This is a genomic window from Adhaeribacter radiodurans (assembly GCF_014075995.1).
In the GTDB taxonomy this organism is placed as follows: Bacteria; Bacteroidota; Bacteroidia; order Cytophagales; family Hymenobacteraceae; genus Adhaeribacter; species Adhaeribacter radiodurans.
This window is the reverse complement of the sequence record NZ_CP055153.1, coordinates 2,757,534-2,775,805: the sequence shown is the minus strand read 5'-3', so window position 1 is coordinate 2,775,805 and position 18,272 is coordinate 2,757,534. Positions and strand designations below refer to the sequence as shown.

At 40.6% G+C, this 18,272-nt stretch carries 12 protein-coding genes; 9 read left to right on the top strand and 3 right to left on the bottom strand.

Annotated features, from left to right (window positions below; genetic code table 11):
* Position 1: 1 nt before the first annotated feature.
* On the bottom strand, positions 2-1,189 hold the full coding sequence (locus HUW48_RS11425) for an argininosuccinate synthase (RefSeq protein ID WP_182415791.1): 1,188 nt from the start codon (positions 1,187-1,189) through the stop codon (positions 2-4).
* 100 nt (positions 1,190-1,289) lie between these two features.
* Complete coding sequence (locus HUW48_RS11420) at positions 1,290-1,940, bottom strand: GNAT family N-acetyltransferase (protein WP_246343834.1); 651 nt, start codon at positions 1,938-1,940, stop codon at positions 1,290-1,292.
* 619 nt (positions 1,941-2,559) lie between these two features.
* On the opposite strand from HUW48_RS11420, the gene HUW48_RS11415 reads away from it, so the two are divergent.
* The 7 genes from HUW48_RS11415 (at position 2,560) to HUW48_RS11385 (ending at position 14,460) form a co-directional block, all read left to right on the top strand.
* A complete protein-coding gene (locus HUW48_RS11415) occupies positions 2,560-3,411 on the top strand; it encodes a prephenate dehydrogenase (RefSeq protein WP_182415790.1) in 852 nt (283 codons plus the stop codon).
* Between the two features lie 512 nt (positions 3,412-3,923).
* Positions 3,924-4,166 (top strand): hypothetical protein, encoded by a 243-nt coding sequence (locus HUW48_RS11410; protein WP_182415789.1) that lies wholly within the window; start codon positions 3,924-3,926, stop codon positions 4,164-4,166.
* A gap of 72 nt (positions 4,167-4,238) precedes the next feature.
* Positions 4,239-6,776 (top strand): DNA gyrase subunit A, encoded by a 2,538-nt coding sequence (gene gyrA / locus HUW48_RS11405; protein ID WP_182415788.1) that lies wholly within the window; start codon positions 4,239-4,241, stop codon positions 6,774-6,776.
* A gap of 38 nt (positions 6,777-6,814) precedes the next feature.
* Complete coding sequence (locus HUW48_RS11400; RefSeq protein ID WP_182415787.1) at positions 6,815-7,951, top strand: tetratricopeptide repeat protein; 1,137 nt, start codon at positions 6,815-6,817, stop codon at positions 7,949-7,951.
* Positions 7,952-8,364: 413 nt separating this feature from the next.
* Positions 8,365-9,747 (top strand): c-type cytochrome domain-containing protein, encoded by a 1,383-nt coding sequence (locus HUW48_RS11395; RefSeq protein ID WP_182415786.1) that lies wholly within the window; start codon positions 8,365-8,367, stop codon positions 9,745-9,747.
* 11 nt (positions 9,748-9,758) lie between these two features.
* Complete coding sequence (locus tag HUW48_RS11390; RefSeq protein WP_182415785.1) at positions 9,759-13,001, top strand: DUF1553 domain-containing protein; 3,243 nt, start codon at positions 9,759-9,761, stop codon at positions 12,999-13,001.
* Between the two features lie 10 nt (positions 13,002-13,011).
* Positions 13,012-14,460 (top strand): DUF1501 domain-containing protein, encoded by a 1,449-nt coding sequence (locus HUW48_RS11385; RefSeq protein WP_182415784.1) that lies wholly within the window; start codon positions 13,012-13,014, stop codon positions 14,458-14,460.
* A gap of 198 nt (positions 14,461-14,658) precedes the next feature.
* Here the strand turns inward: HUW48_RS11385 and HUW48_RS11380 are convergent, their stop codons facing one another.
* Positions 14,659-15,144: a DUF6702 family protein gene (locus HUW48_RS11380; protein ID WP_182415783.1), complete on the bottom strand. Its 486-nt coding sequence runs from the start codon at positions 15,142-15,144 to the stop codon at positions 14,659-14,661.
* 68 nt (positions 15,145-15,212) lie between these two features.
* Here HUW48_RS11380 and HUW48_RS11375 point away from each other — a divergent pair, with 68 nt between their 5' ends.
* Complete coding sequence (locus HUW48_RS11375) at positions 15,213-15,800, top strand: HupE/UreJ family protein (protein WP_182415782.1); 588 nt, start codon at positions 15,213-15,215, stop codon at positions 15,798-15,800.
* Positions 15,801-15,812: 12 nt separating this feature from the next.
* On the top strand, positions 15,813-18,158 hold the full coding sequence (locus HUW48_RS11370) for a M1 family metallopeptidase (RefSeq protein ID WP_182415781.1): 2,346 nt from the start codon (positions 15,813-15,815) through the stop codon (positions 18,156-18,158).
* The last annotated feature ends 114 nt before the right edge of the window (positions 18,159-18,272 follow it).

Sequence of the window (18,272 nt, the reverse complement as noted above, 5' to 3'; positions counted from 1 at the left end):
TTTAAAGGCTGTTTACTTTATGATGAATCATGGTTTGATTACCAAATATTTTGGAAAAACCTTTTACATCTTCGCCGGTCCAGGCATTGTTCATCTCACCGTAAGAACCAAATTTAGATGACATTAAATCATGATCAGAAGAAATACCAATCACATGGTAACGGTAAGGAGCTAAGGCAACTGTAACTTTACCGGTTACCGTACTTTGAGTATCCATCAGGAATTTTTCAATGTTGCGCATTACCGGATCTAAAAACTGACCTTCGTGCAGCAAATTGCCGTACCACACGGCCAGTTGATCTTTCCAGTATAACTGCCACTTAGTAAGCACGTGTTTTTCTAAAGCATGGTGGGCTTTGATAATTACAATAGGTGCAGCAGCTTCAAAACCAACGCGGCCTTTAATGCCAATAATAGTATCGCCCACGTGAATGTCGCGACCAATACCGAATGGTGCCGCCATTTCCGTCAATTTCTGAATAGCGGTTACCGGGTTTTCAAAAATTTCTTCATTAATGCCTTTTAGCTCTCCGTTTACAAAGGTTAACGTTACTTCTTCGGCATCTTGTTTGGAAACCTGGGTAGGCCAGGCTTCTTCGGGCAGGTAGCCGTACGAGGCTAAAGTTTCGGCGCCACCAACTGAGGTTCCCCACAAGCCTTTATTAATGGAATACTTAGCTTTTTCAAAATTCATTTCTACGCCGTGGCTTTTCAGGAAATCAATTTCATCCTGGCGCGATAATTTATTATCCCGGATGGGAGTAAGGATTTGTACTTCAGGAATTAAAATATTAAAAATCATGTCGAACCGCACCTGATCGTTGCCCGCACCGGTGCTGCCGTGTGCTACATAATCAGCACCCACTTGTTTGCAATAGTTAGCAATAGCTACCGCCTGCGATACCCGTTCGGCACTTACCGATAAAGGATAGGTGTTATTTTTTAGAACATTACCAAAAACCAGGTACTTTATGCAGGAATCGTAATAATTATCTGTTTCGTCCAGAACAGCAAATGATTTAACGCCCAAAGCGTAGGCTCTTCTTTCAATCTCCTGTAGTTCGGTTTCATTAAAACCGCCGGTATTTACAATAGCCGCGTGTATTTCCAGATTTAAGGATTCAGCTAAATATTTAACGCAATAGGAGGTATCTAGGCCACCACTGAAAGCTAAAACTACTTTTTTCATTCGTGTTATTTTGTCTAAAATCAGATATGAGGTATATTTTTAAAAAATAATCAAATTTAAGGATACAAAAAGAGCAGCCCGTTAGCTGCTCTTGCTGGTATTATAAATCGGAAGAAGAATCTTCGGTATCGCTGAGCAGAGTGTTAAATTTACGTTCCCTATCTTGGGCCGGATCATAAAGCATAGCCGTGCACAAGCAGTTTTTGCGCTCTTTTAAAGTTAAAATTTCAAAATTAACGCAGCTCCGGCAACCTTTCCAGAATTCTTCGTCGTTGGTTAGTTCGGAGTACGTAACCGGACGGTAGCCTAAATCTGAATTAATTTTCATTACGGCTAAACCGGTGGTTAGCCCAAATATTTTTGCAGCGGGATATTTACGGCGCGAGAGCGCAAAAACTTCCAGCTTAATTTTTTTAGCCAACCCACCTTTTCGGAATTTTGGAGAAACAATTAACCCCGAGTTAGCCACGTACTCGCCATGCCCCCAAGTTTCGATGTAGCAAAAGCCCGCCCACTCACCATCTTTGCTAAGTGCAACAACGGCCTTTCCTTCCAGCATTTTGAGTTTTATGTATTCGGGTGAGCGTTTGGCAATACCAGTGCCTCGCGATTTAGCAGATGATTCCATTTCGTCGCAAATGGTTTGCGCCCAAATAGTATCCTCCGCAGTGGCTACTTTTATAACAAACTGATCGTCTGACCCAGGAAGATTGTTAACCTGAGGAACATCAGTTTTTTTATCTTCAATCATTATCATGGTGAATTAAAAAGAATTAAAAATGAGTAAAATCCTGCTTAAGATTTTAAAAGAATAAACTGAAATAATTGGAGTGGAAAAGGGTTACCGCATAAGTTACCCAGAATAGATTACGCCCTTACGGGGAAATCCTGTCTACAAGCAGGCCTAAATAATGGAGACGCAACAACCATTGCTACCGGAAGAGTAGGCAGCGTAGAAGTGGCTAGCGTAAAAGAATAATATTTCTCCATCTTTTTTAATTCGGTGCAAATGTAATTAAAATACTAAAAAACCAAAGTTTTGGTTCGAAATTGTTTGTAAATTTTTTATTAAGATATTCTAAAACCTAGTAACCTGAATCCATTCTCATACAACAATTTTCGTTCCTATTTTTCTTCTCACAAGCCTTAAGCATTTAAAAAAATTTAGATTTTACTAAAACTATAACCCTTTAATATTTAGTAATTTATAATAAAAAACGAATTTTAACCTGCCATGCTTTACTAATTACTTCTAATCCGCCGAGCTTTTTTTAGTTTACGGTTGCATTTAAATTTATTATTTTAAAAAGTAAAAGCTTTAATTTGGCGGTAAAAAGATAAAGACCGGATACTTACCGGTTTTATTAAGTATGAAGCTTTGTATTATAGGAATTGGCTTATTGGGAGGTTCGTTTGCTTTAGGCTTAAAAGAAACCATACCTGATCTTACCGTTATTGGAGTAGATAATAATCCGGAGCATGCGCGAAAAGCTTTGGATTTAAAAATTGTTGAACAAATTATGCCGTTGGAGGCAGCTGTATCCATTGCAGATTTAGTTGCTTTAGCATCCCCGGTAAATGCCATTGTAGCATTGCTCCCACGGGTCTTGGATTTAGTTGCACCTTCGGCTGTAGTAATTGATTTTGGCTCTACCAAAGAGTTGATATGTTCGGCCGTCCAGCATCATCCCAAACGGGACCAATTTGTAGCCGTTCACCCCATTGCGGGTACAGAGTATTCTGGTCCGGAAGCAGCCTTTGCCACCTTGCTGAAGGAAAAAACTATGATAATCTGCGAACCGGAAAAAAGCAGCCCCACCGCCTTAACTTTAATTAAAGAGCTGTGTCATAATCTAGAAATGCGGGTTAGTTACATGGATGCTACTTCGCATGATTTACATTTGGCTTACGTTTCGCACCTAAGCCATATTAGTTCCTTTGCGCTTGGTATTACGGTTTTAGAAAAAGAAAAAAACGAACAAAATATCTTTGATATGGCGGGCAGCGGTTTTTCTTCCACGGTTCGTTTGGCTAAAAGTTCGCCAGATATGTGGGCTCCAATTTTTACCCAAAATGGTAGAAATATTTCCGAGGCACTTCGTAATTACATCGAAATTTTGCAGAATTTTAAAGAAATAATCGACAACCAGGATGAGAAAAAAAGCTACGCCCTTATGCAGGAAGCCAACGAAATCCGCCGCATTTTGCAAGGAATTAAATAAGGTTAAATAATGGAATTTATACCCACATACTAGGAATATAATACAAATTTACTAACATATTTACCTATAAATTTACTAAATATTCTCCTGCAAACATTAGAATTATAACGCAAAATTATTAAGAACACTGCCGCTTTTGCCTGCTCTTCAGGCAAATAAATACGAGTAATAATTAATGTTTATGGAAGAATTATTTTTACCCGGGCGGTTCTAAAATTTATTTAATGCGCTTTAAAAGTAAAAAGGTATAAAGTCTACTAAAACAAAAATCATCAGAAACCATTCTTTCTGAAGCAATTAGATTTTAATTAAGCGCATTTAAATGAATTTTAAACAATTAAATTACGTTTAATATAATAGTGGTTACTTATTAAATAAATCAAAAAGATTTTCGTTATCATTTAAGTATTTGTTTAATAGCAGACTTTTTTTGAAAATTTATTAAAAATTGTTACTTAGTTTTGAGGCAGTCAAATAAGTTTTATTCTTATCCTTATTTATCTTTTACTTCCATGTTGCTCACCCCCCGGCAGGGATTAATTTTTGTTTTTTTCTTCTTATTGGTTGTATTGGTTGGTTGTCGTCCTGCTTGCCCTATTGCTTCTTGCAGTGTGCGCAAAGTACATCACCATAGTGGTAAAATTTACCGTGGCCAACCTATCTGGAAACGGCAAAACCCACATATTGGCCAAGGAATACCGCGTGATACCAAGGAGAATCCACAGCATAACCGGAAGAAGAACCAAGAAAACTAGACAAAAACCTTAAATTTTCTGTAACTTGCAGGCCACGGTTTCTAAATAGAATACTACATTTTTAACAAAAAAATGACAGAAGGCGAACGAATAATACCTATTAATATTGAAGATGAAATGCGGGGAGCGTACATCGACTACTCGATGTCCGTTATTGTTTCCCGAGCCTTACCAGACGTACGCGACGGCTTGAAACCCGTGCATCGCCGCGTTTTATACGGTATGTCGGAGTTAGGCGTAACTTACAATAAAGCATATAAAAAATCAGCCAGAATTGTAGGCGAGGTACTCGGTAAATATCACCCCCACGGCGATTCTTCTGTGTACGACACTATGGTGCGGATGGCTCAGGATTGGTCGTTACGTTACCCTTTAGTTGATGGCCAAGGTAACTTTGGTTCTATTGACGGCGATTTTCCGGCAGCGATGCGGTATACGGAAGCCCGGCTAAAACGTATTGCGGACGAACTCCTGGGAGACTTAGATAAAAATACTGTTGATTTCATTCCAAATTTCGACGATTCTTTAAAGGAGCCGAGCGTTATGCCGGCCAAATTACCGAATTTATTGATAAACGGTACTTCCGGAATTGCGGTAGGTATGGCTACCAATATGGCGCCTCATAATTTAAACGAAGTAGTAAACGGTATTATCGCCTACATTGATAATCACGAAGTTACTATTGCGGAGTTAATGCAACACATAACAGCACCTGACTTTCCTACTGGTGGTACTATTTATGGGTACGAGGGCGTTCGGTCTGCTTACGAAACAGGTCGTGGACGGGTAATTGTTCGGGCTAAAGCTACATTTGAAACTACTCCTTCCGGTAAGGAGCAAATCATAGTTTCAGAAATTCCTTATATGGTTAATAAAGCGGCCATGATTGAAAAAACGGCAGCTTTAATTAACGAAAAGAAAATAGAAGGTATTTCAGATTTACGCGATGAATCGGATCGTGATGGCTTGCGCGTGGTATACGATTTGAAGCGTGATGCGATGCCAAACGTAGTTCTGAATAACCTATATAAATACACGCAATTACAATCATCTTTTGGGGTAAACAACGTGGCACTGGTTAACGGTCGGCCACTCACACTTAACCTGAAAGATCTGATTCGGTACTTTGTGGAACACCGCCACGAAGTAGTTATTCGCCGGACAGAGTTTGAGTTAGGCGAAGCCAGAAAGCGGGCTCATATTTTGGAAGGCTTACTTATTGCCTTAGATCACCTGGATGAAGTAATTGCCTTAATTCGTTCGTCGCGTGATCCGGATGTGGCCCGGGTTGGCTTAATGGAGCGTTTTCAGTTATCTGAAATTCAGGCGAGAGCTATTTTAGATATGCGTTTGCAGCGTTTAACCGGTTTAGAGCGGGATAGACTTACGAAAGAGTACGAAGAAATTAAGCAGTTGATAACTCGGTTAGAAGAAATTCTGGCTAGTGAAGAATTGCGGATGCAAATCATTAAAGACGAACTGATTGAAGTTCGCGACCGCTACGGAGATCCGCGCCGCACCAACGTGGAAATGTCGTCGAGCGATTTTTCCATGGAAGATATGATTCCGGATGAGAGCATGGTTATTACCATTTCGCACGATGGTTATATTAAGCGGACCGCTTTAACCGAATACCGTAGCCAGAGCCGCGGTGGAGTAGGTTCTCGCGGAGTAGCAGCCTCTAAACAAGACGATTTTACCGAACACTTATTTATTGCCAATACGCATAATTACATGTTGCTCTTCACTGAGTCGGGTAAGGTGTTCTGGCTGAAAGTTTATGAAATACCGGAAGGCAGTAAAACAGCTAAAGGACGCGCCATTCAAAACCTGATTAACATTGAGAAAGAGGACAAAGTACGGGCAGTAATTAACGTGCACGATTTAAAAAATCCGGATTACGTTTTAAATAATTACTTGATTTTCTGTACTGAGCAAGGTACCATTAAAAAGACCCCGTTGGAATCTTACTCCAGACCTCGTTTAAACGGTATTAATGCAATCACAATAAACGACGGGGACAGATTATTAGATGTGCGTTTAACCAACGGCTCTAACGATATTGTACTGGCACTAAAATCAGGTCGGGCCGTACGATTTAACGAAGACAAAGTACGCTCTATGGGCCGGAATGCAGCCGGAGTGAGAGGCGTTACTTTAGCTAACGAAAAAGACAAAGTAGTGGGAATGGTTTGCTTAAGCGATCCAAACATGAACTTGCTGGTAGTTTCGGAAAAAGGCTTTGGTAAACGGTCGCCGTTAGAAGAATACCGCATTACAAACCGCGGCGGTAAAGGGGTAACAACTTTAAAAATTACCGAAAAAACCGGCAGCCTCGTTGCTATTCACGGAGTTATTGATTCAGACGATTTAATGATTATTAACCGTTCGGGTATAACCATCCGGCTACGGGTAAGTGATTTGCGGGTAATTGGCCGCGCTACGCAAGGTGTACGGTTAATTAAAATAAACGAAGGCGATGAAATTTCATCGGTAGCAAAAATCGAATACGAAGATAAAACCGAAATTGTCCTGAATCAGTCGGAGTTGCCAGCCGATGAATCTTTAAATCCGGATTTAACCGATCCGGATTTAATCAATGAAAATTAATAAACCCTAACTTAAACTAAAACGAGTAATTTATTTGTATGAAAAAACTTTTGTTAACTGCCGTTGCCGTCGTGAGTATGCAAATGGCAATGGCCCAAAAATCTGAAGTTACAAATGCGATATTGTCTTTGAAGAATGGGACCTTAGATAAAGCAAAAACTTCGATTGATAAAGCTGTTGTGCACGAAAAAACAGCGAACGACCCCAAAGCTTGGTTTACCAAAGGAGAAGTTTATTCCGCTTACATCGAAAACCCTATTTTTGGCAAGCAAGTACCCAATGCTGTAGAAGAAGCTTACCAGGCTTATGATAAAGCTATTGCTTTAGACAAAGATGGCGAGTGGGGCAAGCAGGCAGCAGCCAAAAAAGATAATTTGTACGCTGGTGCATTTAACAATGCGGTAAATGCGTATAATGATAAGCGGTACGACGAAGCTATTAAAGCTTATACCATGGCGCAGAATATTCGTCCGCAAGATACCACTGCTTTTGTATATGCCGCTTACGCCGCCGAAGCCAAGCAAGATTATGCACTGGCTAAAGAAAACTACAAAAAGCTTTTAGCAATGAATCATAAAACGCCTATGGTATACAGCCGTTTGATTTATTTTGCTAGAGACGTAGATAAAAACGAGGCTGAAACTGCTTCTTTATTACAGGATGCTGTAAAGCAATTTCCTAATAATAAAGATTTTATGTTAGAAGAGTTAAACTTGTACATTAAAGCAGGTAAAGGCAAGGAAGCTATTTCTAAAATCGAAAATGCAGTTAAAGTTGATCCGAATAACGCCAATTTATATAATGTTTTAGGATCGATTTATGATCAAACCGGCGAAAAAGATAAAGCTCGCCAGAGTTACGAATCGGCTCTTAAAATTGATCCGGCTAACTTTGACGCTAACTTTAATATGGGCGTTTATTACTACAATAAAGGAGCCGATATTAACAATAAATTAAGTAAATTAAGTGCTGCTAATCAGCAAAAATCCGGAGCTAAATATGCTGCCGATAGCAAGCAAAGCTTTAATGCCGCTATTCCTTACTTCGAAGCTGCGCATAAATCAAATCCAAACGATGCCAGCACCATGGAAACATTAGCTAAAGTGTACATTCAAACTGGCCGCACCAAAGATGCCGAAGCCATGAATAAAAAAATGGACGCTGCTAAAAAATAATCTAAATTTATTTTTTATAAAAAGGGAAAGCTACTGAAGCTTTCCCTTTTTTATTACCATTAATTTTTGATGTACATTATAGATAAGGATTGATTTGAAAATCTAGCAAATATTAGCTAAATCTGAGTAAACCTTAACTTGTTTAAAGGTATTATTAAAGCTTACTGCTCCGCTATTATTACTTAATTTAGTAAAAATAAGAGTCTTCACTACCATACATAATTAGAATAACTCAGATCCATTAAAATATATACCGGGATAAAAAAGCAGGTGATTCATTCAGAGTGAAAGCTTTTTGTATATTGCACATTGAGCAAAAATTAAGAAGTTACCTTTAAGTGCTTCCGCTAAATTTTTGTAAATTATCCTCTAATCATATAATTTTTATAAATCTAAGCTGCTTAATCAATCCAATGGTAGAAAATCTGATCCAGTTTTTTGGTCGATTACATCCTTTAATTGTGCATTTGCCTATAGGCATTCTGATGCTGGCTATTGCCTTGCAACTGCTGGTTAATTTTGCGAAGTACGCGCGTTTTCGGGAATTTTTGCCATTGTTGTGGTTTGCTGGTTTTATTTCGGGTGTAATGGCTTGCCTGGCTGGCTTTATGTTAAAGCAAGACGGAGGCTACGACGAAGAAGCCGTAGATTTACATCAGTTTTTAGGTATTGCTTTAACTTTACTTACGGGTTTTGTTTTTTTAATCCAATCGCAACGTTTTCCGCAGAAACTACTTGTACCCGGTGTTTTGTTAGCTACTTTATTCCTGATAGGTACCGGGCACTATGGCGGTAACTTAACCCACGGCGAAGATTATTTATCTCAACCCTTGACCGCCTTAATGGGGCAAACGCCTGCTAAAAAAATACGCAAGCCTATTACCAACTTAAACGAAGCCGTAGTATACGCCGATTTAGTAGAGCCGGTACTCGAACAAAAATGCTATCAATGCCATAGTTCCAAAAAGCAAAAAGGGGATTTGCGGTTAGATTCACCGGAAAATATCCTAAAAGGTGGTGAACACGGCAAAATTATCATTGGTGGTAAAGCCGATGAAAGTGATATTTATAAGCGTTTAATTCTTCCCGAAGAAGATGACGACCGTATGCCCCCCAAAGGCAAACCACAACTAACCGAATCAGAAGTTCAGCTTATTCATTGGTGGATTGAACAAGGGGCAGGGGATTTTAACAAAAAAGTGGCCGAAGTTCCGCAAGACGATAAAGTGAAGATTGTTTTATCTAGTTTAACGAAAGAAGCAGACCCCAAAAATTCTGTAGCTGAAATTCCTGAAATTCCGAAGGCTAAGGTAAAGCTGCCGGACAATTCTGTGCTACAACAAATTAAAAACCTGGGGGTAGTAGTAAGTCCGCTTACCCGCGATAATAGCTACGTAGCCTTGAATATGGTTAACGCGCCAAATTTCTCAGACGCCGACATACAATTATTGGCTAAGTTAAGCGATAATATTATTTGGCTGGATATGTCGGAAACTAAAATTACGGACAATGGTTTGGTGCACTTAAAAAAGTTAAAAAATCTTACCCGCTTAAGCCTTGATCAAACGGCGGTATCCGACGCCGGCCTTTCAGCTATCCAATCACTAACCCATCTAAAATATTTAAACCTTTATGGCACCAAAGTTACGGATCAGGGGTTAAAAATATTAGCCAGTTGTAAAAGCTTGAAATCTATTTACTTATGGCAAACCAAGGTGACTTCGCAGGGAGTAGCCGCCTTACAAAAGCAAGTGGGCCAAGAAGTAGAGATTAACTTTGGTACCGATACTTTATAATCTTTCTGACCATGAATAACAAGCATTTCTTATTTGGGGTAGTTACCGTTTTGTTGCTGTCGCTGGGCAGTTGCAGCGAGCCGGACTTACCGCCCGAAGTAGAAAAAGCTATGACCCAGGTTCCGGCTAAAGTTGATTATAACCTACACGTAAAACCTATCTTATCGGATCGTTGCTTTGCCTGCCACGGGCCGGACAAAAACAAGCAAAAAGGAGGATTACGGCTGGATTTAGTAGAGGCTTACCAAAAAGAAAATAAAGATACCGGGCGTAAAGCTTTAGTACCAGGTAACTTGGCAAAAAGTGAAGTGTTTCACCGGATTATCAGTACTGATCCGGAATATTTAATGCCTACTCCTGAATCGCATTTGCAATTAAGTCCGGAAGAAAAGGCCATTTTAATTAAATGGATTAAAGACGGTGCCGAATACAAGCCGCATTGGTCATTGGTAGTACCTCAAAAAGCGCCTTTACCTACCATTAAGAAGAAAAATTGGGTTAAAAATTCCATAGATTATTTTGTTTTAAACAAGCTTGAAGAAAAAGGCTTACAACCAAACCCGGAAGCTTCCAAGGAAACTTTAATCCGGCGGGTATCTTTTGACTTAACGGGTTTGCCGCCCACTATTGCCGAAATAGATGCTTTTTTGGCGGATAAAACACCCCAGGCCTACGAGCGAGTGGTAAACCGATTATTACAATCTCCGCATTTCGGGGAGCGCCTGGCCGTAGATTGGCTGGATGTAGCTCGTTATGCCGATACGCACGGCTACCAGGACGATGGATTGCGCAACGCTTATCCCTGGCGCGATTGGGTAATCTCTGCTTTTAACCGCAATATCCCGTACGATAAATTTATTACTTACCAATTAGCGGGCGATTTACTACCTCAACCTACGCGTGAACAATTAATTGCCACCTGTTTTTTACGTAATCATCCGCAAAGTCAGGAGGGTGGCATTGTAGACGAAGAATACCGAACAGAATACGTAGCCGATCGGGTGAACACGTTTGGTAAAGCTTTTTTAGCCCAAAGCACGGAATGCGCCCGGTGCCACGATCATAAGTACGATCCAATTTCCCAGAAGAACTATTACGAATTATCGGCTTTTTTTAATAGTAATAACGAAACCGGCGAAATACCTTATACCGGCGAAGCCAGCCCGAGTTTAATATTAACTAAACCCGAAGCCGAAGAGAAGTTATACTTTATCCGGACTAAGCTAAAGCCGTTGGAAGATAAACAATTACAAAAAAGTAATTTCGAATCAGATTTTGAAAAGTGGTTACAAAAGGCAAAGGAGAATCCGGCTAAGTATATTAACAGTAAGTTGGGGCTTTTAGGCTATTTTTCTTTCGACGAGAAAATTCCTACTAATAAAATTAAAACTACTTTAAACGCTCATTATACCAGCGGCGAAAAAGACCGGAACCCAACAGCTTATTCGGGCAAATACGGCCAGGCAGTTAAAGTCGACGGGGATATGGGAGTAGAGTTCAGCAAAGAATTAACCTTCGACCGCTATGAACCATTTAGTATTAGTGTTTGGGTGAATGTTTTAAAACCAGGTGAGCAAGGTCCGCTCTTTAACCGCACAAACGGCGAACTCGATAATTGGCGCGGGTATCTCTGTAGCTTGAATAAAGATGGTACTTTATCCCTTAAATTTGTGCATGTTTATCCGGCAAATGCTATAGAGGTACAAACCATTCAAAAATTAGCGCCACAATCCTGGCACCACCTGGCGCTTATTTACGATGGCAGCAGCAAAGCTACAGGCATCAAGTTTTACCTGGATGGTAAGCTCACCAATGTAAAAGTAATTAACGACGACCTAAAGCAAAGTTTACTATACGCCAAAGACAAAATTAACTGGGGTATTCAAAACTTTAAACTCGGTCAGGCATCTATCAAGTCTATTTCGAATGTAGCTTTTGATGAGTTTAGAGCTTATAACCGGCAATTGGCTGCTTTGGAGGTACAACAATTGGCTGGGGAAAAAAATCTTATTCAAACTTTACTGACTAAACCTGTTATAAGCCTTTCAGACGAACAAAAGGATCAATTACGGGAATATTATTTACTAAACTTTGATCCGCAATACGGTTCTCTGCAAAAAGAATTAATGAAAGCCCGTAGCCGCGAAAACGAGCTGCTCACCAATCAGGAAGAGGTAATGGTTTACAAGGAATTACCAAAAGCACGTGCCACTTTTCTATTAGACCGAGGTGCGTACGATGCGCCTAAAGAACAAGTGCACCCAAACACACCGGAAAAAATTTTAGCATTCGACAGGAAATTACCTCAAAACCGTTTAGGATTAGCTAAATGGTTATTAAGCAAAGAACAACCATTATTTCCGCGAGTGGTAGTAAATCGTTACTGGCAACAATGTTTTGGACAGGGCATTGTAAAAACAGCCGAAGATTTTGGTAACCAAGGTGAATTACCTACCCATCCTGAATTGCTGGATTACTTAGCCGTTACTTTCCGGGAAAGCAACTGGAACGTAAAAGCTTTGCTAAAAATGATGGTACTATCGGCTACTTACCGGCAATCGTCGGTACCTACGGCGGAGAATAAGGCCAAAGATCCGGATAATAAATTATTCAGTCGGGCACCTTCGTACCGTTTAAGCGCCGAAATGATTCGCGACAATGCCTTAACTGCCAGCGGTTTGTTAACGCCCAAGGTAGGGGGTAAAAGTGTGTACCCGTATCAACCGGCGGGTATCTGGGAAGCTTTAGCTACCCGAAATGCTACGCATTACGAAACCAGTAAAGGACTGGATTTGTACCGCCGGAGTTTGTACACCGTTTGGAAGCGCAGTTCGCCCCACCCCGCTATGATTAACTTTGATGTGCCCGACCGCTATATGTGTAGTGTACGCCGTCAGAAAACCAGCACTCCTTTGCAAGCTTTGGTATTAATGAACGATGTGCAATACATAGAGGCAGCTCGGGTTTTAGGTGAACGCATGATTCGGGAAGGTGGTTCTACGCCGGAACAACGCATTTCGTATGCTTTCCGGGCTCTAACCAGTCGCCGACCTCGACCGGATGAATTAACCATACTAAAAGATTTATACCAACAGGAGTACGCTGATTTTATAAATAATAAAGCTCGTACCGAAAAATTACTACAAGAAGGAGAGTACCCACGAGATAAAAAATTAGCTGCCGCTGAGGTAGCTACTTGTGCCGTTGTAGCCAATACTCTCATGAATTTTGATGAATTTGTTGTGAAGCGTTAAATATATTACTATGTGCCATCACCACCATCACCAGCAAGTTGCCAGCCAAATGAACAGGCGGGAATTTCTAACCCGTACCAGCCTCGCCGGCGTGGGCATTGCTGCTTTATCTTCTTTACTACCCAACAACGTTTTTGCCGATACTAATCCAAAGCCCATATTGCCTCATTTTGCTCCTAAAGCAAAGCGAATTATTTACTTATTTCAGAGCGGTGGGCCCTCGCAATTAGAATTGTTTGATTATAAACCCAAGCTTAAACAACTTTTCGGACAAGAACTACCGGCTTCTATTCGGGGTAATCAACGCTTAACCGGCATGACCTCTAACCAGAAATCATTTCCGTTGGCCATGGGTAAATTCCAGTTTGCGCAGCACGGAAAAAGCCAAGCCTGGGTTTCGGAATTGTTGCCCCATACTGCCAAAATTGTGGATGATTTATGTTTTATTAAATCCATGCACACCGAGGCTATCAACCACGACCCGGCAGTTACATTTATTCAGACGGGTAGCCAGCAAGCGGGTAGACCTAGTTTCGGTTCGTGGCTGAGTTATGGTTTGGGCAGCGAAAATCAGAATTTGCCGGCTTTCGTGGTATTACTTTCCCGAGCCAGGGAGGGAGATCAGCCACTTTATGCTAAGCTTTGGGGGAATGGTTTCTTGCCTTCGGAACACCAGGGCGTTATTTTCCGGTCAGGGGATAATCCAGTATTTTATCTGAACAATCCGGGTGGCATGGATAAAGTAAGCCGCCGCCGTATGCTCGACCATTTAGCTAAACTGCACCAGGCCCAGGTTAAACACGTTCTCGACGAAGAAATAAATTCCCGCATTTCGCAATACGAAATGGCTTACCGGATGCAAAGCTCGGTACCGGCAACGCTGGATATTAGTAAAGAACCCGAATATATTTACGATATGTACGGGGAAGAATCTAAAAAGCCCGGAACCTTTGCCGCCAATTGTTTACTGGCTCGCCGCCTGATTGAAAAAGATGTGCGTTTTGTACAGTTATATCATCAGGGCTGGGACCAGCACGGTAACTTACCTAACGATATTAAGTTAATGGCAAAGTCGGTAGATCAGGCATCGGCGGCCTTAATTAAAGATTTAAAACAACGGGGTTTATTAGATGAAACTCTGGTAATTTGGGGAGGTGAATTTGGCCGCACCAATTACTCGCAAGGAAAATTAACACCCGAAAACTATGGCCGGGATCACCATCCACGCTGTTACACCATATTTATGGCCGGTGCCGGCATTAAAAAAGGTATATCTTACGGCGAAACCGACGAATTTGGCTATAACATTGTTAAAAACCCGGTTCACGTCCACGATTTTCAAGCTACTGTTTTGCATTTATTAGGTATTGACCACGAACAATTGATTTTTAAAAACCAAGGCCGCCGTTATCGTTTAACGGATGTAGCCGGCAAAGTAGTGAAAGATATTTTGGCCTAAGTAAGAATTATAAGTGGTGTTTAATTAAAGGGTATTTTCTTAAAATTCTTTCTATTTCACTCCGCTCAGGTTCTATTTAGGTTAAAAAGTAGTGAGGAATACCTCAAAAATAAAAAGTAAAAAAGCAGGTTAAAGTACCTGCTTTTTTACTTTTTATTCATAAAAGCTTAACACTATAAAGCCTAATTTAAACAAGCCTCAAAAATTAAAAGTATACTTACTATCGGGGTTATCTAGCTTCGTGCTCTGGCGTTGTTTGCCTACTGTAACATGCACCATGTTTTGCTGTTCCGGGTGCTGGTCAAATAAAATGGAATCGGCTATTTCCAGGCGTTTTACCGTTGTGGTTTGCGGTACTTCCAGGTAGCACCAGGCAGCATCTTCTTCAATTTCATAACCCAAATACTTCAGCTTAACTAATTTACCATCAACCCTAAGTTGCAGTTGATGTTGCAAATAATCCGCTATTAAATCATTTACTTGTTTTGCGTCAGTCGGTTTAATAATGTTAATCTGAACCTGGTATTTTTTTTCTAAAGTTTTTTCTAAATCATCAAAAAATATCCGGCTGCTTATTTCCAGACTTTTACTTTTTTCATTGTGCCGGATCTCGGTGACACTCACGAAAAAAGGATGAATGAAAGAACTTAAATAAAGAAAAGTAATAAAAATATACGATAGCATAGCTTAAGCAAGAGCGGGAAAATACCAGCTTTCTATTTAATTTAACGCCAAATTACAAAAAGAAATTCATGCAAGATTTTTCTTTATACTTTGCGTTAGGTTGGGAACATATTTTAGACTGGCAAGGGTATGATCATATTTTATTTGTTTGCGCCCTTTGCGGAGTATATGCCTTACCCGATTGGCGGAAAGTATTCGTATTAGTTACGGCCTTTACATTGGGTCATTCCGTAACATTGGCGCTAAGTGTTTTAAATAAAATTAAAGTACCTACCGAATTAGTAGAATTCCTGATTCCGGTTACTATTGTATTTACCTGTTTATCTAATATTCTGCGAAAAAAAAAATCGGCAGCCCTTATCCGGTTTAACTATTTAATGGCCATGTTGTTTGGTCTTATTCATGGTCTGGGATTTTCGAATTATCTTAAGAGTTTACTAGGGCGTAATTCAAACATTTTAGCGGAATTATTTAGCTTTAACCTAGGTTTAGAAATGGGTCAAATAATCATTGTTTTAACTATTCTGTTTTTATCTTTTATCTTTACCGAAATTGTTAAAACTCCGCGGCGGGAATGGAATTTATTTCTGTCGTCGGCAATATTTGGTGTAGCTTTTACCATGGCTATAGAACGCCTGGCCAATTTGATGCAATAATTTTTAATTTAAATGAAAAAACGCTTTTTAACCTTCCTTTGTATTGCCAGCTTAAGTACCGCAGCTTCGGCGCAAAACCTGAGTAATCCGGAGTCTAATCACGGGAATAAATTTGAGCAATTGGGTACGATGATTCAGGATCCCAATATGTACCGCTCAGCCTCCGGGGCTCCTGGTCCCCGTTATTGGCAACAACGCGCCGACTACGATATCAACGTAGACTTGGACGACCAAAAACAACTCATTACGGGTTCCGAAACGGTAACGTATTACAATAATTCCCCCGATCCGCTTACTTACATCTGGCTGCAACTCGACGAAAACGAACATAACCTAAAGAGCGATAACCAGAAGTTTGAAGAAAGCAGCATGAAAGAAAAAATGTCTATTGCGGACGTTAAAGAAATCATGGGGCACAACCAAGATTTGGGGGTTAAAATTCAAAGTTTAACTGATGGAAGTGGCAAAACATTAAAGTACACCATTAACCAAACCATGTTGCGCATAGAATTGCCCAAAACATTAAAACCTGGGGAGCGCTTCAAGTTTAAGGTGGCTTGGAACTATAACATCTCTGACCGTATGACCATTGGTGGAAGAGGTGGTTATGAGTATTTCCCGGAAGATGGTAATTACTTATACACCATTTCGCAATGGTATCCCCGTTTAGCGGTTTATTCCGATTTTCAAGGTTGGCAAAATAAACAGTTTACTGGTCGCGGCGAATTTGCTCTTACGTTTGGTAATTTTAAAGTAAACATTACGGTACCCGCCGACCACGTAGTAGGAGCCACCGGCGAATGTCAGAACTATAGCAAAGTGCTAACGGCGGCCCAGATGAAGCGATGGAACCAGTCAAAAAATGCGGCGAATCCGGTTGAAGTTGTGACGAAAGAGGAAATGACGCAAGCCTTAAAAAGCAAAGCTACCAAGAAGAAAACCTGGACGTATGTAGCCAGCAATGTGCGGGATTTTGCTTTTGTTTCGTCGCGCCGCCTGGTTTGGGATGCCATGGGCACCAACGTTGAAGGTAAAAAGGTAATGGCCATGTCTTACTACGGACCGGAAGCTTACCCACTGTATAACCGTTACTCTACGAAAGTGGTAGCGCATACTTTAAAATCGTACTCTAAGCATAGTATTGCTTATCCTTATCCGGTAGCTATTTCGGTGGAGGCAGCAAATGGAATGGAATACCCGATGATTTGCTTTAATTACGGCCGGGCCGAAAAAGATGGTACTTACTCTGAAGCTACCAAATATGGCATGATTGGGGTTATTATTCACGAAGTAGGTCATAATTTCTTCCCGATGATTGTAAATTCCGATGAGCGCCAATGGACCTGGATGGATGAAGGATTAAATACTTTCTTGCAATATTTAACGGAGCAAGCCTGGGATAACAACTATCCATCGCAGCGCGGACCAGCCCACAAAATTGCAGATTACATGCGCTTGCCCAAAGAACAGTTAGAGCCTATCATGACGAACTCGGAAAATATAGTTCGTTTCGGTCCTAACGCTTACGCCAAACCTGCTACTGCTTTAAATATTTTACGGGAAACAGTAATGGGCCGGGAATTATTTGATTATGCTTTTAAACAATATTCCCGCCGGTGGGCCTTCAAACATCCTACTCCCGCCGACTTTTTCCGGACTATGGAAGATGCATCAGCTGTAGATTTAGATTGGTTTTGGCGGGGCTGGTTCTATGGAATAGATCCGGTGGATATTGCTATTTCCAACGTGAAGTATTATCGGATGGATACCAAGAATCCGGAGGTGGAAAATCTGGAAGCCAAGGCTACTCGCGAGAAAGCTGAATTTAATATTGGCCGCGAACGTAATCGGCAGGAGGGAACCAAATTTGCGGTAGAGCAAGATACTTCTTTACAGGACTTTTATAACAAGTGGGATCGATTTGCGGTAACCCCGGCTTCTAAATCTGCTTTTAACGAGTTTCACGCTGGTTTAAGTCCTGAAGAAAAAGCCTTATACGATACCAAAACCAATTTTTACGAAGTAGAATTTACTAATTTAGGTGGTTTGGTAATGCCATTAATTTTGGAATGGACGTATGCTGATGGTTCAAAAGAAACCGAACGTATTTCGGCGTATATCTGGCGTAAAAACGAAAACAAAATCACGAAGGTATTTGCGAAAGCCAAAGAAGTGAAAAGCCTGCGGTTAGATCCATACCGCGAAACCGGTGATATTGAAGAAAATAACAATGCTTGGCCAGCGGAGTATGCTCCTTCTAAGTTTGAATTATTCAAGCAGAAAACGGCTCCCCGCGGCTCTTCTACCGGACCCAACCCGATGCAGCAAAGTCGCCCCGCGAACAATCAAAATCAGTAAATAATAAGAAATAAATTATAAATTTTATAAACCCCTCTCAACAATAAAATTTGAGAGGGTTTATAAAATTTATATAATTTGGGTTTTAGTAATTATAAGTAGTCCTTTATAGTA